This window comes from Candidatus Pelagibacter communis, from assembly GCF_001179945.1.
Taxonomy (GTDB): Bacteria; Pseudomonadota; Alphaproteobacteria; order Pelagibacterales; family Pelagibacteraceae; genus Pelagilacustribacter; species Pelagilacustribacter ubique_A.
In genome coordinates, this window is the sequence record NZ_CVSG01000055.1 from 16,135 (window position 1) to 42,632 (window position 26,498).

The window sequence follows — 26,498 nt, forward strand, 5'->3', positions numbered from 1 at the left end:
ATTTGTGTTTAGAATGATTATAAAGTAGATAAAAAAAGCGAACTAAAACGTGAAAACAATAGACATTTTAAAAAAATTAAGATCTTCTAGGTTAAGACCGACTAAACAAAGAGTTGAAATAGCTAAATTTTTATTTGAAAGAGAAAAGACGTTTCATTTTACAGTTGAAAGTTTAAATAAACTTTTAACAAAAAAATCGAATTCTAAAATCGCGCTAGCTACAATTTATAATACCGTCCACGCATTTAAAGCAGCAGGACATTTAAGTGAAGTTGAAGTAAGAGGAAACAAAACTTATTTTGACACTAATGTTTCAAACCACCACCATTTTTATGATAGCGAAACTTCAGAATTAATAGACATCGATGCGAATGATATAATCATTCAAAAACTTCCAAAAGCACCAAATGGCAAAAAAATTAAGAATGTTGAGGTATTTATAAATTTGAAAAATTGACAGTTTGTCGCTTGTTTTTCACTTTAGAATAATTATAAACTAGATTTATGAGTGTAGATTATAAAAAAAATAATAATGGTAAATGTCCAGTCATGCACGGTGGCGTTACTAAAGCAGGAGAGTCAAATACTGCCAGACTTTGGCCCAATAGTATAAATTTGGATATTTTACATCAACACGATACAAAAACGAATCCGCTTCCAGGATTCAATTATAAAAAAGAAGTTAAAAAATTAAATTTTAAAGCTTTAAAAAAAGATTTATTAAAGTTGATGACTGACAGCCAAGAGTGGTGGCCAGCAGATCTTGGAACTTACAGTGGATTAATGGTGAGACTAACTTGGCACCAGGTTGGTACTTATAGAGAATTCGACGGAAGACCTAATGTTGGATCACATAGATTCTCACCTCAAGATTCGTGGCCTGACAACACAAACTTGGATAAAGCTAGACGTCTTTTATGGCCGATTAAAAAAAAATACGGCAATAGATTAAGTTGGTCAGATTTAATGGTGCTAGCTGGTACTATGGCTTATGAGCATGCTGGATTTAAAACTTTTGGTTTTTCATTTGGTAGAGAGGATATTTGGGAGCCAGAAAAAGATGTTTACTGGGGAAAAGAAACAGTTCCATTAGCAGTTAACAGATACGGTGATCCACAAGATAGATCTTCATTGGAAGCACCTCTTGCAGCTTCTCATTTTCAATTAGTTTACGTGAATCCTCAAGGTGTTGAGGGGAAACCTGATCCGGTAAGAACCGCGATGGATGTCAGAGAAACCTTCGGAAGAATGGGAATGAATGATGTTGAGACTGCTGCACTTACAGTCGGAGGTCACTCTATTGGAAGAGCGCATGGTAATGGTAATCCTGACAATTTAGGGCCAGAACCTGCTGGAGCTGATATTCATGAACAAGGTTTTGGCTGGAACCAGGAAAATGGTACCGGAGCAAATCAAATTACATCAGGTCTCGAAGGGGCCTGGACAACAAATCCTGATAAGTGGGATCATCAATATTTAGATCTTTTACTTAATTATGAGTGGGAAAGTAAAAAAAGCCCTGCAGGCGCCTGGCAGTGGGAACCAATCAATCTTGAAGAGGAAAAAAAACCAAGAGACTTGGGAGATCCAAATAAAAAAGCCAGATTAATGTTTACTGACGCCGACATGGCAATGGCAATGGATCCAGAGTATAGAAAAATTTCAGAAAGATTTTATAAAGATCCTAAATTCTTTGAGGATTCCTTCGCACGAGCATGGTTCAAGTTAACTCATAGAACAATGGGAAATAAAGAAAACTATATTGGACCTTGGGCTCCTAAAGAAGATTTATATTGGCAAGGCAATGTTCCAAAACCTAAAAAGAAATATAACGTAGAGAGAGTAAAGAAAATGATTTCTTCATCAAAATTAAGTTCTAGTGATTTAATTACTACTGCCTGGGATAGTGCAAGAACATACAGAAGAACTGATAAAAGAGGTGGAGCTAATGGAGCAAGAATTCGTTTAGAACCAATGAACCAGTGGGAAGCAAACGAGCCAAAAAAACTCTCTAAAGTTTTAAAAGTGCTTGAGGGAATAGCTAAGAAAACTGGAGCGACAATTGCTGATACAATAGTATTAGCAGGAAATGTCGGCCTTGAAAAAGCTATTAAAAAAGCGGGTTCTAAAGCAAAAGTTCCATTTAACCCTGGAAGGGGTGATGCTTCACAAGATCATACTGAAATTAAAAGTTTCAAATGGTTAGAACCTCATCATGATGGTTTTAGAAACTATTTTAAAGGTGATTTTTCAGTAATGCCTGAGGAACTACTTTTAGAGAGAGCGTCTCTTATGGGTTTAACTGCACAGGAAATGACTTGTTTAGTAGGAGGAATGAGAGTGCTAGGAACAAATCATTCAACTGCCAAAGAAAAAGGTGTTATGACTGATAAAGTTGGAGCACTTACAAATGACTTTTTTGTAAATTTAGTTGACATGAAATATACTTGGAAACCAACTGGAAAAAACTCATACGATATAATTGACCGTAAAACTAATAAAGTTAAATTTACAGCCTCTAGAGCTGATTTAGTTCTAGGATCCAATTCTATTCTTAGATCCTATGCAGAAGTTTATGCACAAGACGACAATAAAGAAAAATTTATTAAAGATTTTATTAAAGTTTGGACAAAAATTATGAACGCAGATAGAGTTAACCTTAAAAAGTTAAATTAATATGGAAATTGTGAAAACACAAAACTTAGAAAAGTTAAATCAAAATATAAAAGATGATTTTTTTAAAGTTCCAAATTTAAAATTTGATATTGATAAATTAAAAGCTGATTTAAATATTGTATTAAAAAAAAAGAAATTCAACACTCTTGGAATTAAAAATTTTGGGGCCATTTCTATAAATCAAATTCCAGGTGATAAAAATTCTACAGAGGGTCACAATGTAAGAGGCACTTACTGGACTATACCTGATGAAAAAGGTAAAGAAGTAGAGAGAGACAAGGCTATTGATGAGTCAAAATATACAGAAATAGTTCCTGAGTTTAAAAATACATATTTTGAGGAAGTTTATAATACTTTAAGGAAACACTTTAAACTTGGAAGAGTAAGAATATTATTAAAAGAACCTAGATCAACTCTAAGTTGGCATAGAGATCCTGAGCCAAGACTCCATATTCCAATCATAACGAATAAAGGCTGCAGGATGGTCATCGAAGATGTTTGTAAGCACATGCCAGCAGATGGATCAGCAACTATTACAAACAACACTAAATATCACAACTTCTTTAATGGCGGTGAGCAAGATAGGATACATCTTGTAGCTTGTGTTTTAGAAAATCCGTTTAAAAATGGCAGAGTTCAATAAAGGAATATATCTTACTGTAAAAGATATTTATCAAAGCAACAAAGGATCCCTTTTACGAACCTTAATCTATACAATTGGACATTTTTTAATTGCCATAACAGTTTTAATGCTAATATCGAATGTTTCATTCATGATTGCTTTAACCGATGCAATAGTTGAACCGATTGCCAACGCGGTTTGGTATTTCGCGCTAGATAAAATCTGGTCAGCTAAGTACAAGAAATAACTTATAATAGACCCCACAAAATATCTTTTTTTACCCAACCTTTATATTTCTCTACACTTATCTTGCACCATTCATCTTTACATTTGTGAATCTTACATAATCTACCTTTTTTAAGAATTGCAAAAGGCTTGGAATAAATAGAAGGTTTATTAAAAATTAATTGATCGTCATCAATTGTAATAGCCGCTTTTTTTTTTGATAATTGTGAAATATGAATCCAACCAGTATTATTTTCATGATCTCTTATTTTCCTAAAATTCTCAGATTTCTCTAGGATTAAAACAGGTAAAAATTTTTTCTTATAAAATAGTTTGATAGGATATTCGAAAGACGGACCTTGTCTAAGATTTACTTTTTCATTTCTCAATGTTAAAAAATATTCATTTGCAAAAAGACTCTGAAATGAAAAATAAATAATAAAAAAAATATAAATAATTTTCAACATTTGTTTTTACATTTAGGATTGAAGGATAATTTTACTTTTCTTAAATTTATTTTAATTGAGTCAAAAATCATCATCTGGTTTTCTAAACCATTCTTTAATCCTATAATTGTTTTTAAAACTTCATTTGCTTGTAGTGAACCCAAAATTCCAGCTACAGGAGAGAAAATACCCTCTGTTTCACAATTTTTTTCTATAATAGGCTTATCTGGCATAAAGCACCTGTAACAGGATGTTTTTTTTTTAAAATTAAACTTATATAAATGACCGTCAAATTTACTGATTGCTGCAGAGATAAGTATTTTTTTTAATATTTTACATTCATCATTAATCAAGTATCTTGTTTCATAGTTGTCTGTTCCATCACAAATTATATCAAAACCTTTTATTACTGACTTTATATTTTTTGAAGTTATTTTTTTTTTAAATATTTTAATTCTTATTTTATTATTTATTCTATTAATACTAGATTTAGCCTGATCAACTTTGTACTTTCCTATATCATTAGAGGTAAATAACGTTTGTCTATTTAAATTACTAATTTCAACTTTATCTGGATCTACAATTCCTATCGTTCCAACTCCAGATGCCGCTAAATAGGTCAAAAGTGGACAACCTAAACCTCCAATACCGATTATTAATACTTTAGCGTTGAGTATTTTTTTTTGTCCAGCTAAACCAATATTTTTAAGAATTATTTGTTTCTCAAATCTTTTAAAATCTTTCAACCCTAATTGCATATATCATTTCAATCCAGTAGATCCAAATCCACCAGCACCTCTTTTTGTGTCGTCTAGATTATCTACTTCCTTAAACTTAGCTTTAACTATAGGGCACAATACCATCTGAGCGATACGTGCACCTTTCTCAATAACAAAAGTTTTATTACCCAAGTTTATTAATATCACTTTTAACTCACCTCTATAATCGGCGTCTATTGTCCCGGGTGAATTAAGAACAGATATCTGGCTTTTAGCAGCTAACCCTGATCTTGATCTAATTTGTATTTCAAAATTTTTAGGTATGGACACTGATATGCCAGTTGGAACAATTGATGTTTTTCCTGGTTCTATTTTTATCTGTTTTTCAATATTAGCTGAAAGATCCATACCTGATGAACCATTTGTCTCATATTTAGGTAACTCGATATTTTTTGAAAGTCTTTTAATTAAAACTTCTGTCATTAATTAAGAGTTTATCTAAGACTATTTCTGCTATTATATTGGCGATAAAACTTTTTCTACTTTTTTTTATAACTTTTATTTTTCCTGAATTGTCTATTATTGAAACTCTATTATAATCTGAATTAAGTCCGCTATCTTTTTTGGAAACATCGTTTGCAACTATAAGATCACAATTTTTTTGTCTTAATTTAGAAAATGCGTTTTTATTTAAATTTTCAGTTTCAGCCGCAAAACCTATTACTAGGCTTGGCCGGTGTTTGTTATTTTTACCTAAAAATTCAACTATATCTCTATTTTTCTCTAATTCAATTGATTTAAAATTAATTTTGCTTTTTTTAATTTTGATCTTACTTTTTTTAATTGGCTTAAAGTCTGCTACTGCAGCTGCACATACAGCAATATCTACTGGTAAACATTTTTTTACTTCTTCATACATCTCATTTGCTGTGATTATTTTTTTTGTTTTAATACCCTTTTTAGAAGAAAGATTTGAGGGCCCTGTAATTAAAGTTGTCTTTATACCTAACCTACTTAATGCCTCCGCTATTTCAAATCCTTGTTTACCACTTGACTCGTTTGAAATATACCTAACTGGATCCAAGTACTCCCTTGTTGGTCCAGCGGTTACTAAGGCTTTTAGATTTTTACTTTTAATAATATTTTTCTTATTAAAATATTTTTCAATAAAGGAGAAAATTTGTCTTGGACTCGACATTTTGCCCTCGCCATATTCTCCACAAGCCATCTCACCTTTTTCTGGTCCAATAAAAAGATAGCCATAATCTTTTAAAATTTTTACATTTTGTTGTGTCGCTTTGTGTATCCACATTCTCACATTCATAGCAGGGACTAATAAAATATCTTTATTTGATGCTAAAATTACTGTTGTTGCTAAATCTTCTGCTTTTCCGAGACACAACTTTGTCATAAAGTTTGCAGTTGTAGGTAATACAATTATTAAGTCGGCCCATCTTGATAATGAAATATGATCTATTTCTACCTCAGAGTCTTTGTCAAAAATATTCTCAAAAGTCTTACTTCTCGTAAGAGTAGAAACAGATAGAGGAGTGACAAATTCTTTACCACTTTTTGTTAGTATAGTTTTTACTTCATTGTTATTTTTTTTTAGCAATCTAATTAAATCTAATGATTTATAAGCCGCGATTCCTCCACCAATTATTATGAGTATTTTCTTATCTTTTATTTTCATAATTAATTAAAATACTAATAGAAAGACAATTACAACACCAAAAAAACTAATAACTATATTATTTCTAAAGTTTTTAATCTTCATTTGTTCTAATTCTAAATTTTTATTTGATCCAATTGCAAGATTTAATTTACCTTCAGACATTAATTTTAGAGCATAATCAGCTCTGTCCATTAATTCTGGCAGATCTGGAATTCGTTTGAGAATTTCAGAAGAGGTATTAATAGCAGTATCAATGGTAGACTTTGGACTTTTAATACTTTTAAGCCATTCCTCAAGAATAGGTCTTGATACCTCCCAAATATTTGTTTCAGGGTAAAGTTTTCTCGCAACTCCCTCTACAACAACCATTGTTTTTTGTAATAAAAGAAGAGAAGGTTGAGTAGGCATATTAAACTTCTCAGTAATTTCAAATAATTGAGCTAATAAGTTTCCACCAGAAATATCTTTAATAGATTGACCAAAAATTGGTTCACCTACGGATCTTAATGCTTGCGCAAACTCCTCTTTAGACGCATCTTGAGGAACAAGACCGGCTTGAAAATGGACTTCAGCAACTTTCACGTAGTCTCTTTTAATAAAACCGTACAAAATTTCTGCTAAAAATTTTCTATTGTTTTTATCTAAACGTCCCATTATTCCAAAATCTACAGGAATAACATTTCCTTTCGCGTCAACAAATAAATTTCCTTGATGCATATCACCGTGAAAAAAACCGTCTCTTACTGCCTGTGTTAAAAACAATTGTATTAAATTTTCTGCAAGTTTTTTAAGATCAACTCCAAGTTCGTTAATTTTTTTGATTTCCCTAATTGAAACACCTTCTACTTTATCTAAAGTCAATATTTTCTTAGTTGTATAATTCCAATAAATTTTTGGAACAATAAATCCTATATCATTTTTTGTGTTTTCATAGAGTTCATTAGCAGCAGCAGCTTCAAATCTTAAATCCATCTCGATATTTGTTATCTCTCTTAATAAATGAACCACCTCAATTAATTTTAATCTTTTTGCTTTGGGAAGTGTATTTTCAATTATATAAGCAAACAACATTAGAGCGTCTAATTCTTCATTAAATAATTTTTCTATTTCCGGCCTTAATATTTTTATGGCAACTTGTTTTTCCTTTCCTTCATAATTTATCCTAGCCAAATGCACTTGAGCAATTGAAGCGGCTGCAATTGGCTCACTTATTTCACTTATATCTTTAAAATAATTTTCACCAATTTCTTTTTTAATAATTTTCTTTGCGTCATATAGATCAAATGCGGGAACTTTATCTTGTAATTTTTCAAGATCTTTTGCTAATTCTTCACCAATAATATCTGGTCTAGTGGCTAGAAATTGTCCTAATTTTATAAAAGTTGTTCCCATTCCTTGAAGAGCAACGCAAAGCTTTTCACCAGAAGTTTTTTGCTTATCTTGTATTTCTGAATTCGTTCCTATAGATATTAAATTAAAAAATAAATTAATTACTGCTGGCAATTGATGTGTTTCATTAATTATGCCTACCGCTCCTGAAGTTGAAAATTTTCTAGCAATTTGAAATAATTTGAAGACTCTTTTAAACATTTATATTTTCCAACCTGAATGTATTGCCGAAACACCACAAGAGACATTTCTGTACTCTATGTTGGTAAATCCATTACATTTCATTAATTCAACTAGTTGTTCTTGGTTATAAAACTTTTTTATACTATCAACTAAATATTCGTATGGTTTTTCGGATCCCACAACAAATTTGCCAATTATAGGAATAGATTTTGAATATTGTTTGTAAAGAAAGTTTATTAGTTCATTATCTATTTTCGAAAATTCTAAACACATAAACCTGCCACCTGGTTTTAATACTCTTAAAGCTTCTTTTAAAGCAATATTTATATTCGATACATTTCTTAATCCATAACTTATCGAGTAATAATCAAAAGTATTATTTTTAACTGGAATTTTTTCAGCCTGTGAATTTATCCAATGAATTGTGCTATATCTTTTTAATTTAATCTTACCTTGTTCCAACATTTTTTTATTTGGCTCAACGCAAGTAATTTTTCCAGTTTCATTTGTTTTCTTAAAGAAAAGTTTAGCTATATCACCAGTTCCTGATGCAACATCAATTAATTTTGTATTGGGCTGTGGATTCATCCAATTAATGAACTTTTCTTTCCAAAGCCTATGTATACCCAGTGACATAATATCATTCATTAAGTCATATTTTTTATGAACATTAGAAAATACAGAATTGACTAATTTATTTTTATCTTGAATAGTACTTTTCATACCAGAATTATATGCCAGAATTACCTGAAGTTGAAGTTGTTAAAAGGTCCTTAAAGAAGAAAATCTTAAATTCGATTATTAAAAAGGTTCAAATCAAAGATCACAAATTAAGATATAAGGTAGAAAAAGAAATTGGCAACAAACTTGCAGGAAAAAAAATTAAGAGTATCAAAAGAAGATCTAAATTTTTAATTTTTGAAATTGATGAATCTTATTTAATGTTAGTCCATTTAGGTATGACTGGTAAGTTTTTTTTTATAGATCAAAACAAAGAAAAATTTAAAACTAGCTTTTATTATCTGCTTAACTATCAGAAGGATCAAAAACATAATCGGGTGATATTTTTTTTAAATAAAAATCGGAAACTAATTTATAATGATGTAAGAAAATTTGGATTTATAAAGTTATATGAGTTAAATAGAACAACAAGCATATCTCATTTGAATAATTTAGGGCCAGAACCACTTGAGAAAAAATGGAATTTTAAATATTTTAAAACTTATATCGCTAATAGAAAAAGAAATATTAAAAATATTTTAATGGACCAAAAATTTGTATCTGGATTAGGAAATATTTATGTAAATGAAATTTTATTTTTAAGTGGTGTAAGACCAAGTCGTGTAGTAAAAAAACTTAAGAATATTGAAATAGAAAGAATTATTAAATATTCAAAAATTATTTTAAAAGGCTCAATAAAACTTGGTGGCTCTACCATTAAAGATTTTTCTAGTGAAAATGGAAAAAAGGGGGTGTACCAACAATATTTTAAGATCTATGGAAGAAAAGATAAAAAATGTTCTAATATAGATTGTAACAACAGTGTAATTAAGACTAGTATTTCTAATAGGGCAACTTTTTTTTGTAAAAGATGTCAAAAATAATAAAGTTGACCGAAATAATTGAGACATATATATAATCGTGAAAATGCCTAATACAAAATCAGCTATCAGAAGAGTAAGAAGAGTCAAAAAGCAAGCTAAGACTAATAGGATTAGAAAAAGTAAGTATAAAAATGCAATCAAGCAAATGGAAACGCTGATTAAATCTAAAGACAAGGCTAAAATCAAAAATTACTTTCCGAATTTTCAATCAATTCTAATGCAGGTTGCTAAATCTGGAGTAGTAAACAAAAAAACTGCTTCAAGAAAAATTTCAAGAATATCAAAAAAAATTTAAACTACTTAAATTAAATTATTATTTAGTTTAAAAAACTATATTTATATTTTTTAGATTTTAAAAATCAAAATATAGTTTCATTTAAAAGTTGTAATTTTTTTTTTCTATTTAAACGATAAAGCTACAACCTAATTGGATTTAATTTTGATTTTTTAAAAAAAAATCTTGCAAATATTTTTAAAAGGGAGTTAAAACAGTCTCTCTACTTTTTTTATTTCAAATGGAAAAAAATAATAATATTAAAAAAAATCAAAATGTTTTTGTTTCAGAAGAAGAAAACACTTTAGATTGGCTGGAGGTTCAAAATGCATTTAAAAAGTCATTTGGTGGCGAAATTTATAACAGCTGGTTACAGAAAATCTCTTTAGTGAAAGAGTTCAATGATTATTTAATTTTAGGTGTCCCAACAAGATTTTTTAGGGATTGGATTGTTTCTAGATATTTAGACAAAATATTAGAACAGGTAAAAAGCTTCAAGTTAAGTTTAAACAGGATTGAATTTAAAATCATCGAGGAAGGCAAGAATTCGCAAGACATTATTAAGATTGATCAATTAAATAAAGTCACAGAAATAAAAGACTCGATACTAAACTACAATAGACTTAACCCAAATTTAAATTTTAACAGTTTTATCCAGGGAAAAAGTAATGACATCGCACTCTCATATTCAAAGAAAGTTTGTGAACATTTATCTAGATATAATCCACTTTATATCTGTGGAGGAGTAGGCCTAGGAAAAACTCATCTTTTAAATGCTATAGGATTAGAATTACAAGACGAAAATAACGTAATGTTTATCTCAGCTGAGAGGTTTATGTACCATTTTATTAAATCTATAAAAAAAAATGACATGGTAAATTTTAAAGATTTTTTTCGAAAATCATCAATTTTTATTATTGATGATATCCAATTTATAAGTGGAAAAGAAAGCCTTCAAGAAGAGTTTTTTCATACCTTCAATAGTTTGATGGACAAAGGCTCTCAAATAATTATATCAGCTGATAGAACTCCTATGAAACTTGATAGAGTTCAAGAAAGATTAAAATCAAGATTAGCTGGTGGACTAGTTGTAGATATAGAGTCTCCTGACTTAGAACTTAAACAGAAAATTATTAAGAAAAAAATTGAAGAAATTCAAAATCAATTTAAAGAAAATATTACATTAAATGACGAGGTTATAACGTACATTGCCTATGAAAGTAAAACAAACATAAGAGATCTGATTGGTATATTGAACAGAGTAGTAGCTTTCAGTAGGGTTCATAACAAAGTTTTAAATATTGCAGACTGTAAAAATATTTTAAAAGATGTATTCAATCAAATCAAAGTTATAACGGTTGATAAAATCCAAAACGTAGTATCTAATTATTTTAATATACCTTTAAGTGATATGTTATCACAGAGAAGATCGAGACCTTTAGCTAGACCGAGGCAAATAGCAATGTATCTTGCAAAAAAATTAACAACTAGATCATTACCCGAAATTGGCAGAAGGTTTGCAAATAGAGACCACACAACAGTTATTCATGCTGTTAAAACAATAACTAGATTATCAGAGCAAGATGATGAGATGAAAAAAAACATTAATCAAATTAAAAGTCTTTTGCTTGAGCAATAAAATGCAATTTTCTATTAAGAGAGATAAATTACTCAAATCTTTAAATATTGTTCAAGGCATAGTTGAAAAAAAAAATACACTACCAATATTGTCGAATGTTTTGATGCAATTAAAAGGTAAAAAGTTATCTATTGTAGCTACAGATCTTGATATTATTTTTCATGATGAAATAACTGATGTGAAAGTAATCAATGAAGGTAGTACCACTACTTCAGCAGCGATTCTCTACGATATATTAAGAAAAATATCGGCAGACTCAGAAATAAATTTCGACCTAAAATCAGAAAACAAGCTAAGTTTAAAGAGTGAAAATGCTGATTTTAACCTTAATTGTTTACCAACCGATAATTTCCCTACTTTCTCTGATGAATTTAATAGTAAAGAAATGTCCTTTGATAATCAGAGTTTTTTAAAACTATTAAACAAAACGAAAATTTCTATTTCTAATGATGATACTAGGCATTATTTGAATGGTGTTTTTTTTCACTTGACGGAGGGACACGGAAGATATTTTTTAACTGGGGTGGCAACAGATAGTCATCGACTATCTTCGAGTAGTCTGGAAATTAAAAATAATGATGAATTTCAACCCTTTATTTTGCCTAGAAAAACTGTCTTTCAATTATGCTCAATTCTTTCAGAAATAAATGAAAAGCTATTGATGCAGATATCAGAAAATAAAATAAAATTTATGATGGGAAATATGCAATTAATTTCAAAGGTAATTGACGGTAAATTTCCAGATTATAAAAAAGTCGTACCATCTGGTAATGATAAAGCTTTATTAGTTGGATCAAAAGATTTTATTAGTTCAATTGAAAGAGTAGCTAGTGTTTCACTGGATAGAAAAGAGGGTGTAAAAATGTCAATACAAAAGGACAATGTTCAACTTTCAGTAAATAGTGCTAATTCTGGAGAAGGAAATGAAAAAATCAAAGCTGAATTTAATTCAGAGAACTTGATTATAAGTTTTAATTCTAAATATTTACTTGATATCGCATCAGAGGTAGAAAATAAAAATTTAAAGTTAAATTTGAAAGACTCAACATCTCCAGTATTAATAGAGGATCTTTCAGACAAAAATAGTTTTTATGTTATTATGCCAATGAAAATTTGATTTTACCTAAAATCAAAACTTTTTTTATTTTTTGACCTAGAATCGTTGGTACTTAATAGTTCTAGATGCCTTATCATCTCTGGTGTTTCAAATTGAACAAAAAAAATGATACAATAACTAAATTCAAAATATACAAAAATGCCTAAAAATTCAGAATTAAATACAAATCCAAATTATGGTGCGGACTCAATCAAGGTCTTAAAAGGCTTAGAAGCTGTTAGAAAAAGACCAGGTATGTACATTGGCGATACCGACGATGGGTCTGGTTTACATCATATGGTTTTTGAAGTTGTTGACAATTCTATTGACGAAGCTTTAGCTGGATATTGTAAAAAAATCACTGTTACGATGAATGAAGATAATACAATTACCGTCGAAGACGACGGAAGAGGTATCCCTGTTGATATGCATAAAGGTGAAAAAATGTCAGCTGCAGAGGTAATAATGACACAATTACACGCTGGAGGTAAATTTGATCATGAGTCATACAAAGTTTCAGGAGGTCTGCACGGGGTAGGAGTTTCGGTTGTTAATGCACTGTCTGAAAAATTATCCCTTAACATTTATAGAGACGGAAAAGAGTATGAAATACTTTTTAAAAATGGAGAAACAATTAAACCTCTAAAAAAGAAAGGCTCCACCAAACAAAAAGGAACAAAGATTTGTTTTCTACCATCTAGGGAGGTCTTTTCATCTATAAAGTTTAGTGCTTCTATTTTAGAAAAAAGGATTAGGGAACTGGCATTTTTAAATAAAGGGGTTTCGATTATTTTAAATGACAAAACTGGAAAAAAAAACAAAGAAACTGTTCACAAGTATGACGGGGGTATAATCGAGTTTGTAAAATATATAAATAATAAAAAGCCTATTTTAGTAAATAAAAATGAGAAAGAAGTTTTCAAAAAACCTGTATACGTTACATCAATGAAAAACAATGTAGTTGTTGAGTGCTCATTTGAATGGAATGCAGGCTATTCCGAAGAGGTTTTAGCTTTTACAAATAATATTCCCCAAAAAGATGGAGGAACACATTTGTTAGGTTTTAGAAGCGCACTTACAAGAGTAATTAATAAGTATGCTTCAGATAAAAGTAAAAAAAATAAGGTTAGCTTGTCAGGTGATGACATTAAGGAAGGATTAACTTCCATACTTTCAATTAAAATGCCAGATCCAAAATTCTCCTCTCAAACAAAAGATAAATTAGTTTCTTCAGAAATTAGAAACATCGTAGAACATATTATCAGTGAAAAAGTTTCTACATGGTTTGATCAGAATCCTTCTGTAGCAAAAATTGTTATAGAAAAAATTACTCAAGCTGCAATGGCAAGAGAGGTAGCAAGGAAAGCAAGAGACAGTGTTAGAAGGAAAGGAACTTTTGAACTTTCTGGATTACCAGGTAAACTTGCTGATTGTCAAATTCAAAAGCGGGAAGGAACTGAACTATTTATTGTAGAGGGTGACTCTGCTGGTGGATCTGCTAAACAAGGAAGAGTAAGAGAATTTCAAGCAGTGCTTCCATTAAGAGGAAAAATTTTAAATACTTTTGTAAATGGGAAAAAAAATGGTGATGATCAATCCACAAAAGCTTTGTCAAAAATGATGTCTTCCTCTGAGATAGTTACTTTAATAAACGCCTTAGGGACAGGTTCTAAAGATTTTAATATTGATAATTTAAGATACGATAAAATTGTAATTATGACAGATGCTGACGTTGATGGGTCGCACATAAGAACATTGTTATTAACTTTTTTTAATAATTCCCCATTCAATCAATTAATTGAAAATGGTCATATTTATTTAGCTCAACCACCATTGTTTAAAGTTACTAAAGCCAATAAAAGTATTTATATAAAAGATGAAAAAAATTTAGAAAATTACATACTAGAAACATCAAAATTAAGCAAAAATATAAAGAGAGGATCATCAGATTACAAAAAATTCATACAGGAACAAAGAGAAAAACTTTCTATTCAAAGATTTAAAGGTTTAGGAGAAATGAATCCGGAGGAACTATGGGACACAACATTAAATCCTGATAATAGAACAATGTTAAGAGTTCAATATACTAAAGGAACAAAAGATAAATCTAAGGACGATCAGAAAATGATTGAGATTTTGATGGGTGACGAAGTCGCTCCTAGAAAGGATTTTATTACAAACAACGCCTTAGAAGTAGCTAATTTAGATATTTAATAAAGTAATGAATTTCTCCACTCTTTTCCGAACAAAAGAGAATTTAAGCTTAGATAAGAATACACTCACAATTTTAAGATATATAGCCATTTTTGGCCAGTTTTTAGCAATTGGTATTGTTTACTACCATCTAGATTTACCGTTTCCAATTTTAGAGTGTTATTTAATCATTTCACTTGGTTTGATCACAAATTTATATCTTCAATTTGGTATTAAAATTAATCAACTTAAAGATATTTATGCTGCTCCTTTTCTACTATTCGATCTAATACAGTTGAGTGCTCTTCTTTACTTAACAGGTGGAATATTTAATCCATTCTCTTTTTTATTAATTATTCCAGCTATAGTTTCTTCAACATTTTTAAGTATGGGAACAACAATAATTCTAGGTTTGATAACATCAATACTTTTATTAATTATCTCATTTTTTTATTTGCCATTGCCAGGTGAGGACATGAATTTATTACATTTCCCGAATTTTTATAAAATTGGAATTATTATATCTATTTTAATCGGTTTAATATTTCTTAGTTATTTTGGTATTCGATTTGCTGGAGAAAAAAAGAAAACAGAGGCAGCTTTTAAAAAACTTCAAGAAGTAATTTACAAAGAGTACGAATTGGAGTCTTTAGGAGGCCAAGCTGCTGCTGCTGCACATTCTCTTGGAACACCTTTAGCTACAATAAGTGTAGTAGCAAAAGAATTAAAGAAAGAAATCGGAGACAACGAGGACCTCTCTAAAGACATTGATCTGCTAATAAGTCAATCTAAGAGATGTAGTGAAATCTTAAAGAGAATTTCAAAAAAACAAATTGAGGAAGATAAATTTTTTAGTTCAACTAAATTAGAGAATTTACTTGAGGAAATAATAAATTCTTTTAAAGAAACATCTTCCAAGAATATAACTCTTGTATCCGATAAAGATAAAAACAAAATTGATATACAAAGATCTGCAGAAATGATCTATGGCTTAAGAAATTTTATCGGAAATGCGATTAAATTTTCAAAAAGTAAGGTTAATATTTTTTTGATTAGTAATGAAAAAGAAATTAAAATCGTAGTGAATGACGATGGCCCAGGTTTCCCCAAAGATATAATTGAAAAATTGGGAGAACCATATATTAAATCCAGATCATTAGAATTAAATTCAAATTCAGGCTTAGGCCTTGGAACTTTCTTAGGTAAAACTTTATTAGAGAGACAAAACGCCAAACTGTTATTTAAAGATGACAAAAATTTGGGCGGTGCTTCAGTAGTAATCAGTTGGTCACCAAAAAATATTTTACTTAACGCTTAAATTCAAAAGAGTAAGCAATAATCTTATAAGCTAATTTTGCTACTAAAAAATTATATGAATCAAATTTTTTTATTGGTGAAAGCTCATTAATATCTGCACCAACTATATTTGAAATTTGACAAACTTTCTTTATGATAAGCAAAACTTCGTCCCAAAACAACCCGCCTGGTTCTGGGGTTCCAGTTGCTGGCATGATACTTGCATCAAAAGCATCCACATCAAAAGTTATGTAAACTTGTTTGTTTTGAAATAAGTTATTTAATTTTTCAAGATCCCAATTTTTTTTATCTTTAGCCCAAAAAATCTCTATCCTACTTTTATTCTTATTATAAAAATCCATTTCAGATTTTGAAAGATTTCTGATACCAAAAGATACAACTTTTAAATTGTTAAAATCCAGGCATCTTTTAATTGCAGAAGCATGAGAAAATCTTTCTCCTTTATAACTTTCTCTTAGATCAGCATGAGCATCAAAATGAAGAAGGATTAATTCTTTGTGTCTTTTGGTAAATGGTTTAATAGATCCCGGAGTAATAGAGTGTTCACCTCCTAAGACTAATGGAAATTTCTTCTCAGAAAGTATCTTCTCATTTATTTCTGATAATTGATTTAAAGCATCATTTAATTTACTTTTAATTTTGAAAGGTTTTAAGGTTTGAATGCCTATTTCATCGTAGGGCTCTTTATCCAACTCTTCATCAAATAACTCTACTTGATGAGAGGCTTTAATTATTTCTTTTGGTCCATTCTTAGTTCCACTACCATAGCTTACGGTTTTTTCTAGACCAAATGGGACCACAACTACTTTCGACTTTGTTTTGTGATACGCATCAAATCCTAAAAAACCTTTTTTCTGATTTAAGTAGTTCATTTAAGACTCAAAAATTTGCGAAAAATTTCTTCTTGATCTCTTTTTCCAATTAGCTCTGTGATATGCATCACTTGCAATTAGTGGCAAAACACTCGTAGCCTCAGCAAATACCATTTGTTCTTTTGTAATATCAACTTTTCCCCAGGAGCTAGCTTCTTTTAACGTAGAGCTACTGCAGGCGCCATCTCTGGTGTCAGCAACAGTAATTTGTATAGCATATTTATGCATGTCAACCTTTTTGCCCAGTAATTCTGCACAAACTACTGTGTCTTGAATGAAATTTTTAGGCACCCCTCCACCAATCATCAACAGTCCTGATTGTTTTGATTGGAGTTTTATTTCAGTCAATTCTCTAAATTCCCTAATGGAGTCAATTGTAATATGTTTATGAGGGTTATTTTCTTGATGCATTACTAGTCCAAAACCAGCTGAACTGTCCGTGAAAGCTGGGCAAAATATCGGAACATTATTATCGTACGCTGTTTCTATTAATGAACTTTTTTTTTTAGAATTAGATTTAAGATATTTTCCTAACTCTAATATGAATTCTCTTGAAGTATAAGTTTTAGGTTTTAATGTATTAGCAATATCGCAAATAGTTTGATCACATGCTTGTAGCTCTTCTTCATCTATATAGGTATCATAGATTCTATCTATGTAGTTGTTTCTAAGCTCAGCATCATCTTGAAATTGAGAACCTTGATAATGTTTAAAGCCTAAAGCTTCAAAAAAATCCATATCAATAATAGAAGCCCCGGTAGCTACTATCGCATCAACCATGTTGTACTTTACTAAATCAGTATATAAATCCATACACCCACCAGCTGAGGTTGAACCTGCCAAAGTTAAAAAAATTGAACAATCCTTATCTGCAAGCATTTCATTGTATATAGATGCTGCTCTGGCTGTATCTCTAGAGGTGAAGGACATTTTACTCATCCCATCGATAATCTTACGAGCATCAAAAGATTTAATATCGATATGTTCAACTGGGGAATTAAGAAGAGATTTTTTGTTATGTCCGATGTTAGGACTATTTTTTTTATTCATTAAGCTACTAAAGAACCAACCTTATCATTTGTATTATCGTACATAGATATAATTGGTTTGTCACTTAATTCGTGAATTTCATTTGAATAAAAACCATTAAAGTTTGTTCTGAAAGTAAGACTGTAGGCTCCTAGCTGACCTAACTCTATATAGTCACCCTCTTTAATGTTATTTGGTAACAAAAAAGGACCTTTCATATAATCTAACCCATCACAAGTAGGTCCAAAAAAACTAAAAGCAGTAAGTTTTTTAGAGTGAGCCCTTCCGGATGTAATCATTTTTGAAGGTAAAACAAAATTTGGTGCTCCAGCATCAAATAAAGATCCATATGTTCCATCATTAATGTAAAGATTATTTTTTTTTCTTAAAATAACTTTAATAATTGTGGACCCACTTTCTGCGACTAGAGACCTTCCTGGCTCACAGATTATTTCAGGCAATTTATTAAGTTTTAAATTTTTTAATTCTTTTTTAATCTCGTCCATATAATTTATCAATGGCTCTGGATTAAGGTCTGGGTAAACAGAGGGAAAACCGCCTCCAACATTGATTGTGTCTGGAACTATCTTTGTCTTTTTTATAATATTTCCTATTTCACGTATGCCCTTAGAGTAAGAGATTTTATGCATGCATTGAGAACCTACATGAAAACTTATTCCAATTTTTCTTGAATGATCTTTACATAATCTCACTAATCCCAAAGCTTCAGATGGAAGAGCTCCAAATTTTCTAGATAAATCTATTTCTGCATGTTCATTTGAAATTGCAATTCTTACAAATAACTCTAAATCTTTTGCTCGGTTGGTAGCATCTAAAATTTTTCTTAATTCATCTTTACTATCCAGGGAGAAACTTTTTACACCGTAGTCGAAGTAAGCTGAAGAAATACTTTCTTTACTTTTAATCGTGTGCATAAAATGCAACTTTGAGTCTGATTTAATTTTTTTAATTAGTTTAATTTCATTTAAAGAGGCAACATCAAACTCATTGATACCGTTATTTATTATTTGTTTAATAATTTTTTCGTTTGGATTTGTTTTAACGGCGTATAGTATTTTCCCTGGAAAATTTTCTCTAAAAAATTTTACGGATTTTTTAATCTCGTTAAGCCGTATACAATATACGGGGTAATCTGGTTTCAGCGAGTTAACTAATTCGTTAACTGTCTTAAATTTTCCCATTTCATGTGTCCCTCGTTAAATTACACAAAGATTTTTTAAAAAATTTAATAAAAAAAACCTTATTTATTCCGCGTTTAAGGTTTTTTTTACTTTATGTAAAGAAAAAAAGGACATTTTTGTCGTGTTGAAATTTTGTCAACAGTACCCATATAGAGGCTGATGAGATCACAAAAAAATGTGCCTGAGCAGCTAAAATTGGACGACTTTGACGATAAATCATTGTTAATCCTGGATGATGACGATCCACTGAGAGGAAGGCTAGCTAGAGCCATGGAAAAGAAGGGTTTTCAGGTAAAAGAGGCAAAATCTGTAGCTGAGGGCTTAAATATAGCTAAGAGCTTCCCAACAGCATTTGCAGTGATAGATTTAAGACTTGAGGATGGTAATGGGCTTGATGTTGTTAAAGAACTCTTCAAAAATAAAAAAGAAAGTAGAATAGTGATGTTAACGGGATACGGGAATCTACCGACGGCTGTAGAGGCGGTAAAAGTTGGTGCCATAGACTATATCGCAAAACCAGTTGACGCTGATGACGTTGAAGCTGCACTTCTAGCATCTCCAGAGTCTAAAGCAAAGCCACCTGAAAATCCCATGTCAGCAGATAGAGTTAAATGGGAGCACATACACAGAGTATTTGAGTTATGCAATAGAAACGTGTCTGAAACAGCAAGAAGACTTAAGATGCATAGGAGAACATTGCAAAGAATCCTTTCTAAAAGATCTCCAAGATAATACTAGACGATTTTTCTTAACTTTTTAATTTGTTTAATAGCTAAAGTTGCAATTAGAATCTTTAATAGTTCAGCTAACAAGAAAGGTTGAGCGCCTAATTTAAATATTGGTTTATCCCATCCAATAAGATTTCCTAACCAAAGCATCCCAAATAAATAAATGAAACTTGTTGCAAAAGATAATTTAAAAAAAGTCTTAAATAAATTTTCATCGTATTTAAATTTTCCGGCTAAGTATACTGCAATAATAAATCCAACTAAGTAACCCATTGTAGGTCCTGTGAAATATACTATTCCTATTCCTTTTTCTGGAGTACCTGAAAAAACTGGCAAGCCTAAGATGCCTTCAAATAAATATAAAGAAATTGTGGCGAGGCCAAGCTTCCAACCAAAAGCAACTCCTATAAATAAAACAACAAATGTCTGCATTGTCATAGGTACCGGGTAAAAAGGAATTTTGATTTTTGATGATACTGCCAAAAGTATTGACCCCAGTAAGGCTATAAATAAATATTTTATTAGTTTGGTTTGTTTAAAACTTTTTACAAATTCCATAAATACAATTTAACTTTTTTTAATTTAAAATCTAGTGTTTTGTTAGTTGCACAAAAACATCTTCTAAATCACCATCTTCAGTAGAAATATCCTCAATTTTGATATTATTTTGATTTAAATAATTGGCTATTTCACCAAAATCTAATGAGTTTTTTTCATATGTAATTTCGATTGAATTTTTTGAGTTTATTTTGAAATTGATATCTTTCATCAATAGATTTTCATTTAAACTTATGTTTTTTACTTTTAAATTTATTTTTTTAGTCTTGATACGCTTTAATAAGTTCTCAGTAGTATCTAATGCAACTAAATTCCCTTTATCTATTATTGCAATTCGATCACACATCTGTTGGGCTTCAATGAGGTAATGTGTAGTCAATATTATTGTTACACCTTCTTTGTTAAGCTCTTTTACGTTTTCCCAAAGATTATTACGTAGTTCTACATCTACGCCTGCTGTAGGCTCATCTAAAACTAAAATTGGAGGTTGATGAACCATTGCTTTGGCTATAAGCAGTCTTCTTTTCATACCACCTGATAAATTTCTTGAGTAAGCGTTGGCTTTGTTTTCAAGGGCAACAATTTTAAGAATTAAATTAGTTATCCTATCTTTTTTTGCTATTCCATATAAACCAGCTTGAAGATCGAGAAGTTGCCTAGGACTAAAAAAAGCGTCTAAATTTACTTCTTGAGGAACAATGCCCACTGATGCTCTTACCTGGCGTGGATTTTTGTCTAAATCAAATCCCCATACATTCACTTTTCCACTCGTCTTAACAACTGTTCCACCTAGGATACTTAAAAATGTTGTTTTACCCGCTCCATTAGGTCCAAGAAGCCCGAATACCTCTCCTTGTCTAACTTCAAAATTCAATTCATTTAATGCTTTATTTGATTTTCCAGATTTAGTATTGGAATAAATTTTTGTAAGATTTTCAACAGATAGAGCAAATTTGTTCATACTTTTTTATAAATCGATTAGAATTCAATGTAATATGTATATATGACTTCTATAAAAAAAACAGATCATTTTTATCTAGTCGATGGCTCCGGATATATATTTAGAGCTTATTACGCTCTTCCCCCTCTCTCAAGAAAGAGCGATGGTCTTCCAACTGGAGCAGTGAGTGGTTTTTGCTCAATGCTTTTCAAATTATTAGAGGATGCAAGATCAGATGATACTAAGAACAAGCCTACTCATTTTGCAGTAATATTTGACTCAGCACGGAAAAATTTTAGAAATGAAATCTATAGTGAGTATAAAGCTAACAGAGCAGAAGCCCCTGATGATCTGGCTCCTCAATTTGAATATATAAGAAAATCAGTAGAAGCTTTTAATTTACCATCTGTAGAATTAATAAACTATGAGGCTGATGATCTCATTGCAACTTATGCAAAAAAAATTACAGAGCTTGGAGCTAAGGTTACTGTAATTTCATCAGATAAAGACTTAATGCAGTTAGTTTCTAGTAAAGTTAGATTGTTTGATCCTATGAAAAGTAAAGTGATAGGAGAAAAAGAAGTAATTGAAAAATTTGGAGTTAAACCAAATCAAGTAATAGATGTACAGTCTTTGGCTGGAGACAGCTCAGATAACATTCCAGGAGTTCCAGGCATAGGCATTAAGACAGCTGCTGAATTAATAAATAAGTATAAAACATTAGAAAATTTATTAAAAAAAGCTTCAGAAATACCTCAGAATAAAAGACGAGAAACGCTAATATCAAATAAAGATAAAGCTATGATTAGTAAACAATTAGTTACTTTAAAAAATGATGTTCCTTTAAAGCATGATGCTACTGATTTTATCATTAAGGCGATAAATAAAGATAAACTCTATAATTTTTTAAGAGATATGGAGTTTAATAGACTGCTCAGCCAAGCTATTAGTTTTTATGGTGAGTCAGGGAATAAAGATTTAAACGAAAAAACTCAAGCAAGAAAAAACGATAAGATAAATACCAAGAACTACAAAACTATTTCAAATGAAAAGCAGCTTGATGAATTAATACAAAAATTAAATGAAAAATCAGTTATAGCAGTTGATACTGAAACCTCATCGCTTAATCCACTGGAAGCAAACTTAGTTGGTATATCTTTATGTTATGATGCTAAACACTCTTATTATATTCCGCTAGAACACAAAGAAAAAACAGAACTAAAAAAAAATTTAGTTTTAAAAAAACTTAAATCAATTTTAGAGGACACAAGTATTAAAAAAGTTGGTCAAAATATAAAATATGATTTTATTATATTTAAAAATGAAAATATTGAATTAAACCCGATAGATGATACCATGTTGTTGTCGTATACATTAGATGCTGGAAATAATAGGCATAACATGGATACTTTATCTGAATTACACCTAGGACATAAATCTATATCTTATAAGGAAATAGTTGGAACAGGAAAAAAACAATTAAATTTTTCAGAAGTGGATCTGAAATCTGCTACAGAATATGCAGCTGAAGATGCAGATATAACTTTAAGGTTATATGAGCTTTTATCTGAGAGAATATTAAAGGAAAAGCTGGAAAAAATTTATGAAGTTTTTGAAAAACCAATGATAAAAATTCTAGCAAAGTTAGAAACTAGTGGAATAAAAGTAGACGACGTCTACTTAAAAAAGCTTTCAAAAAAGTTTGAAGAAAGATTAATAAAGATTGAAAAAGAAATTTATAAAATAACAGGTAAAAAATTTAATATTGGATCACCAAAACAATTAGGAGAAATTATTTATAACGAATTAAAGATAGCAAAATTAAAAAAAACAAAAAAAGGTAGTTTGGCTACTAGTGCTAAAATCTTAGAAGATTTGGCTATGACAGGACATAAATTTCCAAACTTAGTTTTAGAATGGCGTCAAGTTTCAAAATTAAAAAGTACCTACACAGATGCTTTGCAAGATCACATCAGTAAAAAAACAAAAAGAGTTCACACTTCTTTCTTATTAGCAGCTACTAATACCGGTAGGCTTGCTTCAAGTGATCCTAACTTACAAAACATTCCCATAAAAACTACAGATGGTAAAGAAATAAGAAAAGCCTTCGTTGCAGATAAAGATAGTTTACTTATCTCAGCAGATTATAATCAAATAGAGATGAGGATTCTTGCTGACATAGCCGATGTAAAAGAATTAAAGAAAGCTTTTAAAAACAATCAAGATATCCACTCTTTAACAGCTAGTCAGGTTTTTGATGTGCCAATTACTAAAGTGACAGATGATTTTAGACGAAAAGCAAAGGCAATTAATTTTGGAATTATTTATGGAATAACGCAATATGGTTTGGCAAAACAAATATCAGTTTCAAATGAAGAAGCTTTGAACTTTATTAATTCATACTTTAAAAAATTTCCTGAGATTAAAGATTATATGAATACAACGATTAAAACTTGTAGGAAACAGGGCTTTGTCACGAATATTTTTGGAAGAAGAATTCACTTAAGAGGAATTAATGATAAAAATTTTAGTGTACGAGCATTTCAGGAAAGAGCAGCAATTAATGCTCCAATACAAGGATCAGCTGCTGATATTATCAGGTTAGCAATGATAAAAATTGACAAAATTTTTGAAAAAAAGAAAAAGGCAAAAATGCTTTTACAAATACATGACGAACTTATTTTTGAGAGTTCAAAAAAAGATGAAACTGAAGTGAAAAAAATAGTTAAAGATGCGATGACATCAGTTTCAAGTTCAGAACATCATATGTTTTCAATACCATTAGAAGTTAGTATTAGTTCTGGAAACAATTGGGGAGAAGCCCATTAAACGCCTAAATTTTGACAATAAAATTAAGAAAATAAAATTATGACACATACAATTGCTTTAGTAGATGATGATAGAAACATACTCACTAGCATAAGTATGGCTTTAGAAAGAGAGGGATTTAAAGTTCAAACTTATATTGATGGTGAGACTGCTTTAATAGGATTAACTAGAAATCCACCTGACTTAGCGATATTAGACATCAAAATGCCTAGGATGGACGGAGAGGAGTTGCTTAAAAAACTCAAAAAAAAAATGTCAATTCCAATTATCTTTTTGACATCAAAAGATGATGAAGTTGATGAACTACTTGGCTTGAAGCTAGGAGCTGATGATTTTGTTAAAAAATCTGGAGGTTTTTCTACTAAAGTTTTAATTGAGAGAATAAGAGTTCAATTAAGAAAAAAAACTAACACTGTTGACGATACAAAAAATATTATTAGTCATGGAAAATTAAAACTGGATCCTGCCCAGCTAGAGTGTGAGTGGAATGGAAAAGCTTTGCCTGATAAGCTGACTACTACAGAATTTTTAATTGTCAAAGAATTGGCTAAAAGACCTGGCGTTATTAAAGAAAGAGCGCATTTAATGGATATAGCATATAAAGAGAATACAGAAATTGAAGATAGAACTATTGATAGTCATGTAAAAAGAATAAGAAAAAAGTTTAAAAAAGTAGATGAAAAGTTTTCTGCGATTGAAACTAGATATGGAAGTGGATATAGATGGAATGTTAGCTAATGAAACAAAAAAAATCAGCTTCTATTCTAAAGAAGTTTTTAATTATTAACCTTACAGTTTTTTCCGTTTTAGGACTTTTTACAATTATATATCTTGAAGCAATCCAACCAAATCTTGTAAAAGAAAGATCAGATAATCATAAAATAGTAATTAATAACACTAAAGATAATCTTGAGAGACTTAATATAGAGTACACTAAAGAGGGAATTAGAAATTTCTTGCTCTCTACTAGATTTTTATTTCAGAGTCTAGACCGTGTCCAATTTTATGATTTATCGGGAAATCTAATTGGCGATACAAACATTTTAGATTTGGATCAAAGTGTTTTTACAGGATCAGACATAATTTTTGAGGAAGCTTTAGGCAGTGAAACAATTAAGCCAGATATTGAAGAAAGACTTGAAGAAGAGGAAATAGATGAAATTAAAGATATTATTACAAATAAATATAATGATGAAATAATGACCGTATCAAACTACAAAAAAAATGATTTTTTTGTAAGTACGCTTAGTAAAATCAAATTTCAAAACAATGATATTGGCTATATTGTAGTCTCAGAGCAAGCAAATGATATCACCACCGCTGTGAAAGAGAGAAAAGCATTTATAATAAGAACTATGATTGCTGTTGCGATTGTGATTTTAATTTTTTCTCTATTTTTAAATAAATATATTCTTAAGCCAATTGGACTTTTGGTTAGGTTCAGTGATGGTGTCAAAAAAAAATCTAGTCAAACAATTGACATAAATAAAGTTTTTACCAGAAATGATGAAATTGGAAAACTCACACAATCAATTGATGAAATGACTAAAGAATTACAACAACGAACTAATAGAGCAGAAACATTTTCAAACGATCTAGCTCATGAAATAAGAAATCCACTCGCATCTTTAAAAAGTGCGTCAGAACTTTTAGACAAAACTACTGAAAAAAATGAGGGAGAAAAACTTCTTAAAATAATAAATCATGATGTTGAAAGAATAGAAAGATTAATAACAGATTACACTCAAATGTTAAAAGATGAAGCATCTTTATCTCGAGAAAAAATGAGTAAAATTAATTTAGTTGAAATTGTAAATAGTGTTGTGGAAGACTTTAACCAAGATCTTATAAATCAAAACAAAAAAATTAAGATAAATGTTTTTAATAAAATAAAAAATAAAAATGATTATTTTATATTCGGTATAAGCAATAGGTTAGAACAAGTTGTTGCTAATTTATTGGATAACTCAATCTCGTTTAGTAAAGATAACCAAAAAATTGAAATTGGTCTTGAAGAAACTTCTAGTAATTTACTAGTATCAGTTAAAGATGAGGGGCCTGGCTTTGCTGAAACTTCGCCTCAGAAAATTTTTAAACGTTTTTATAGCAATAGACCCGCGAGTTTTGGAAAACACTCAGGCTTAGGTTTAAATATTGTAAAAAATATTGTCCAATTACATAAAGGAACAATAGCAGCTTCAAATAGGATAAATACAAAAGGAGCTCAAGTTGAGGTTTTACTCCCTAAATTGTCCTAAGATTATTTCTTGCTAAGGTTTCTT

At 30.1% G+C, this 26,498-nt stretch carries 25 protein-coding genes; 14 read left to right on the top strand and 11 right to left on the bottom strand.

Features of this window, described 5'->3' with window-relative positions:
* The first annotated feature begins 49 nt into the window (after positions 1 to 49).
* From AMN78_RS01300 to AMN78_RS04275, 4 genes are read left to right on the top strand one after another with little or no spacing between them, the layout of a single operon-like run.
* A complete protein-coding gene (locus tag AMN78_RS01300) occupies positions 50 to 457 on the top strand; it encodes a Fur family transcriptional regulator (RefSeq protein WP_075533807.1) in 408 nt (135 codons plus the stop codon).
* Positions 458 to 504: 47 nt separating this feature from the next.
* Positions 505 to 2,676, top strand: a complete 2,172-nt coding sequence (katG, locus tag AMN78_RS01305; RefSeq protein WP_075533808.1) for a catalase/peroxidase HPI — start codon at positions 505 to 507, stop codon at positions 2,674 to 2,676.
* Between the two features lie 10 nt (positions 2,677 to 2,686).
* Positions 2,687 to 3,319: an aspartyl/asparaginyl beta-hydroxylase domain-containing protein gene (locus AMN78_RS01310; RefSeq protein WP_256997683.1), complete on the top strand. Its 633-nt coding sequence runs from the start codon at positions 2,687 to 2,689 to the stop codon at positions 3,317 to 3,319.
* The gene (locus AMN78_RS04275) at positions 3,303 to 3,545 is read left to right on the top strand and encodes a DUF2061 domain-containing protein (protein ID WP_075533810.1); all 243 of its coding nucleotides are present in this window, start codon (positions 3,303 to 3,305) and stop codon (positions 3,543 to 3,545) included. Before AMN78_RS01310 ends, AMN78_RS04275 begins: the two co-directional genes overlap by 17 nt.
* A 1-nt stretch (position 3,546) precedes the next feature.
* Here the strand turns inward: AMN78_RS04275 and AMN78_RS01320 are convergent, their stop codons facing one another.
* From AMN78_RS01320 to ubiE, 6 genes are all read right to left on the bottom strand, one after another.
* Positions 3,547 to 3,912 carry an SH3 domain-containing protein gene (locus AMN78_RS01320; RefSeq protein WP_218836537.1) on the bottom strand — a complete coding sequence of 122 codons (366 nt, stop codon included), beginning with the start codon at positions 3,910 to 3,912 and terminating at the stop codon, positions 3,547 to 3,549.
* 71 nt (positions 3,913 to 3,983) lie between these two features.
* Positions 3,984 to 4,727 carry a HesA/MoeB/ThiF family protein gene (locus AMN78_RS01325; RefSeq protein WP_075533812.1) on the bottom strand — a complete coding sequence of 248 codons (744 nt, stop codon included), beginning with the start codon at positions 4,725 to 4,727 and terminating at the stop codon, positions 3,984 to 3,986.
* Between the two features lie 3 nt (positions 4,728 to 4,730).
* Positions 4,731 to 5,171, bottom strand: coding sequence for a dUTP diphosphatase (gene dut, locus AMN78_RS01330; protein ID WP_075533813.1), 441 nt, complete (start codon positions 5,169 to 5,171; stop codon positions 4,731 to 4,733).
* Positions 5,152 to 6,381 (bottom strand): bifunctional phosphopantothenoylcysteine decarboxylase/phosphopantothenate--cysteine ligase CoaBC, encoded by a 1,230-nt coding sequence (gene coaBC, locus AMN78_RS01335; RefSeq protein ID WP_075533814.1) that lies wholly within the window; start codon positions 6,379 to 6,381, stop codon positions 5,152 to 5,154. The genes dut and coaBC overlap by 20 nt, the downstream gene beginning before the upstream one ends.
* A 6-nt stretch (positions 6,382 to 6,387) precedes the next feature.
* A complete protein-coding gene (ubiB, locus tag AMN78_RS01340; protein WP_075533815.1) occupies positions 6,388 to 7,953 on the bottom strand; it encodes a 2-polyprenylphenol 6-hydroxylase in 1,566 nt (521 codons plus the stop codon).
* Positions 7,954 to 8,658, bottom strand: coding sequence for a bifunctional demethylmenaquinone methyltransferase/2-methoxy-6-polyprenyl-1,4-benzoquinol methylase UbiE (gene ubiE, locus AMN78_RS01345; protein WP_075533816.1), 705 nt, complete (start codon positions 8,656 to 8,658; stop codon positions 7,954 to 7,956).
* 11 nt (positions 8,659 to 8,669) lie between these two features.
* Here ubiE and mutM point away from each other — a divergent pair, with 11 nt between their 5' ends.
* The 6 genes from mutM to AMN78_RS01375 all read left to right on the top strand — a co-directional run bounded on the left by mutM (position 8,670) and on the right by AMN78_RS01375 (position 16,059).
* The gene (gene mutM / locus AMN78_RS01350) at positions 8,670 to 9,539 is read left to right on the top strand and encodes a bifunctional DNA-formamidopyrimidine glycosylase/DNA-(apurinic or apyrimidinic site) lyase (RefSeq protein ID WP_075533817.1); all 870 of its coding nucleotides are present in this window, start codon (positions 8,670 to 8,672) and stop codon (positions 9,537 to 9,539) included.
* Positions 9,540 to 9,582: 43 nt separating this feature from the next.
* Positions 9,583 to 9,834 (top strand): 30S ribosomal protein S20, encoded by a 252-nt coding sequence (rpsT, locus tag AMN78_RS01355; protein ID WP_075533846.1) that lies wholly within the window; start codon positions 9,583 to 9,585, stop codon positions 9,832 to 9,834.
* A 220-nt stretch (positions 9,835 to 10,054) separates the two neighbouring features.
* On the top strand, positions 10,055 to 11,452 hold the full coding sequence (gene dnaA, locus AMN78_RS01360) for a chromosomal replication initiator protein DnaA (RefSeq protein ID WP_075533818.1): 1,398 nt from the start codon (positions 10,055 to 10,057) through the stop codon (positions 11,450 to 11,452).
* Position 11,453: 1 nt separating this feature from the next.
* Complete coding sequence (dnaN, locus tag AMN78_RS01365; protein WP_075533819.1) at positions 11,454 to 12,569, top strand: DNA polymerase III subunit beta; 1,116 nt, start codon at positions 11,454 to 11,456, stop codon at positions 12,567 to 12,569.
* A 138-nt stretch (positions 12,570 to 12,707) separates the two neighbouring features.
* On the top strand, positions 12,708 to 14,762 hold the full coding sequence (locus AMN78_RS01370; protein WP_075533820.1) for a DNA gyrase subunit B: 2,055 nt from the start codon (positions 12,708 to 12,710) through the stop codon (positions 14,760 to 14,762).
* Between the two features lie 7 nt (positions 14,763 to 14,769).
* Complete coding sequence (locus tag AMN78_RS01375) at positions 14,770 to 16,059, top strand: ActS/PrrB/RegB family redox-sensitive histidine kinase (protein WP_075533821.1); 1,290 nt, start codon at positions 14,770 to 14,772, stop codon at positions 16,057 to 16,059.
* On the opposite strand, the gene speB is transcribed toward AMN78_RS01375, so the two are convergent.
* Genes speB through AMN78_RS01390 form a run of 3 tightly spaced genes read right to left on the bottom strand, consistent with a single transcriptional unit; the run spans position 16,049 to position 19,161 of the window.
* Complete coding sequence (gene speB, locus AMN78_RS01380; protein ID WP_075533822.1) at positions 16,049 to 16,930, bottom strand: agmatinase; 882 nt, start codon at positions 16,928 to 16,930, stop codon at positions 16,049 to 16,051. The genes AMN78_RS01375 and speB overlap by 11 nt on opposite strands.
* The gene (locus AMN78_RS01385; protein WP_075533823.1) at positions 16,931 to 17,980 is read right to left on the bottom strand and encodes a 1,9-bis(guanidino)-5-aza-nonane synthase; all 1,050 of its coding nucleotides are present in this window, start codon (positions 17,978 to 17,980) and stop codon (positions 16,931 to 16,933) included. It lies immediately after the preceding gene.
* A complete protein-coding gene (locus AMN78_RS01390) occupies positions 17,980 to 19,161 on the bottom strand; it encodes a type III PLP-dependent enzyme (RefSeq protein WP_075533824.1) in 1,182 nt (393 codons plus the stop codon). The genes AMN78_RS01385 and AMN78_RS01390 overlap by 1 nt, the downstream gene beginning before the upstream one ends.
* 159 nt (positions 19,162 to 19,320) lie before the next feature.
* Here AMN78_RS01390 and AMN78_RS01395 point away from each other — a divergent pair, with 159 nt between their 5' ends.
* The gene (locus tag AMN78_RS01395) at positions 19,321 to 19,893 is read left to right on the top strand and encodes an ActR/PrrA/RegA family redox response regulator transcription factor (protein ID WP_075533825.1); all 573 of its coding nucleotides are present in this window, start codon (positions 19,321 to 19,323) and stop codon (positions 19,891 to 19,893) included.
* Between the two features lie 2 nt (positions 19,894 to 19,895).
* On the opposite strand, the gene AMN78_RS01400 is transcribed toward AMN78_RS01395, so the two are convergent.
* Together AMN78_RS01400 and AMN78_RS01405 are read right to left on the bottom strand one after the other, a co-directional pair.
* Positions 19,896 to 20,447 carry a biotin transporter BioY gene (locus tag AMN78_RS01400; RefSeq protein ID WP_075533826.1) on the bottom strand — a complete coding sequence of 184 codons (552 nt, stop codon included), beginning with the start codon at positions 20,445 to 20,447 and terminating at the stop codon, positions 19,896 to 19,898.
* Between the two features lie 31 nt (positions 20,448 to 20,478).
* Entirely contained in the window at positions 20,479 to 21,408 is a 930-nt protein-coding gene (locus tag AMN78_RS01405; RefSeq protein WP_075533827.1) for an ABC transporter ATP-binding protein, read from the bottom strand.
* A 42-nt stretch (positions 21,409 to 21,450) separates the two neighbouring features.
* Between AMN78_RS01405 and polA the strand changes: the two genes are divergently transcribed.
* Genes polA through AMN78_RS01420 form a run of 3 tightly spaced genes read left to right on the top strand, consistent with a single transcriptional unit; the run spans position 21,451 to position 26,474 of the window.
* A complete protein-coding gene (polA, locus tag AMN78_RS01410) occupies positions 21,451 to 24,216 on the top strand; it encodes a DNA polymerase I (protein WP_075533828.1) in 2,766 nt (921 codons plus the stop codon).
* 39 nt (positions 24,217 to 24,255) lie between these two features.
* Entirely contained in the window at positions 24,256 to 24,954 is a 699-nt protein-coding gene (locus AMN78_RS01415) for a response regulator transcription factor (protein WP_075533829.1), read from the top strand.
* Entirely contained in the window at positions 24,954 to 26,474 is a 1,521-nt protein-coding gene (locus AMN78_RS01420) for a sensor histidine kinase (protein ID WP_075533830.1), read from the top strand. Before AMN78_RS01415 ends, AMN78_RS01420 begins: the two co-directional genes overlap by 1 nt.
* Positions 26,475 to 26,498: the final 24 nt, after the last annotated feature.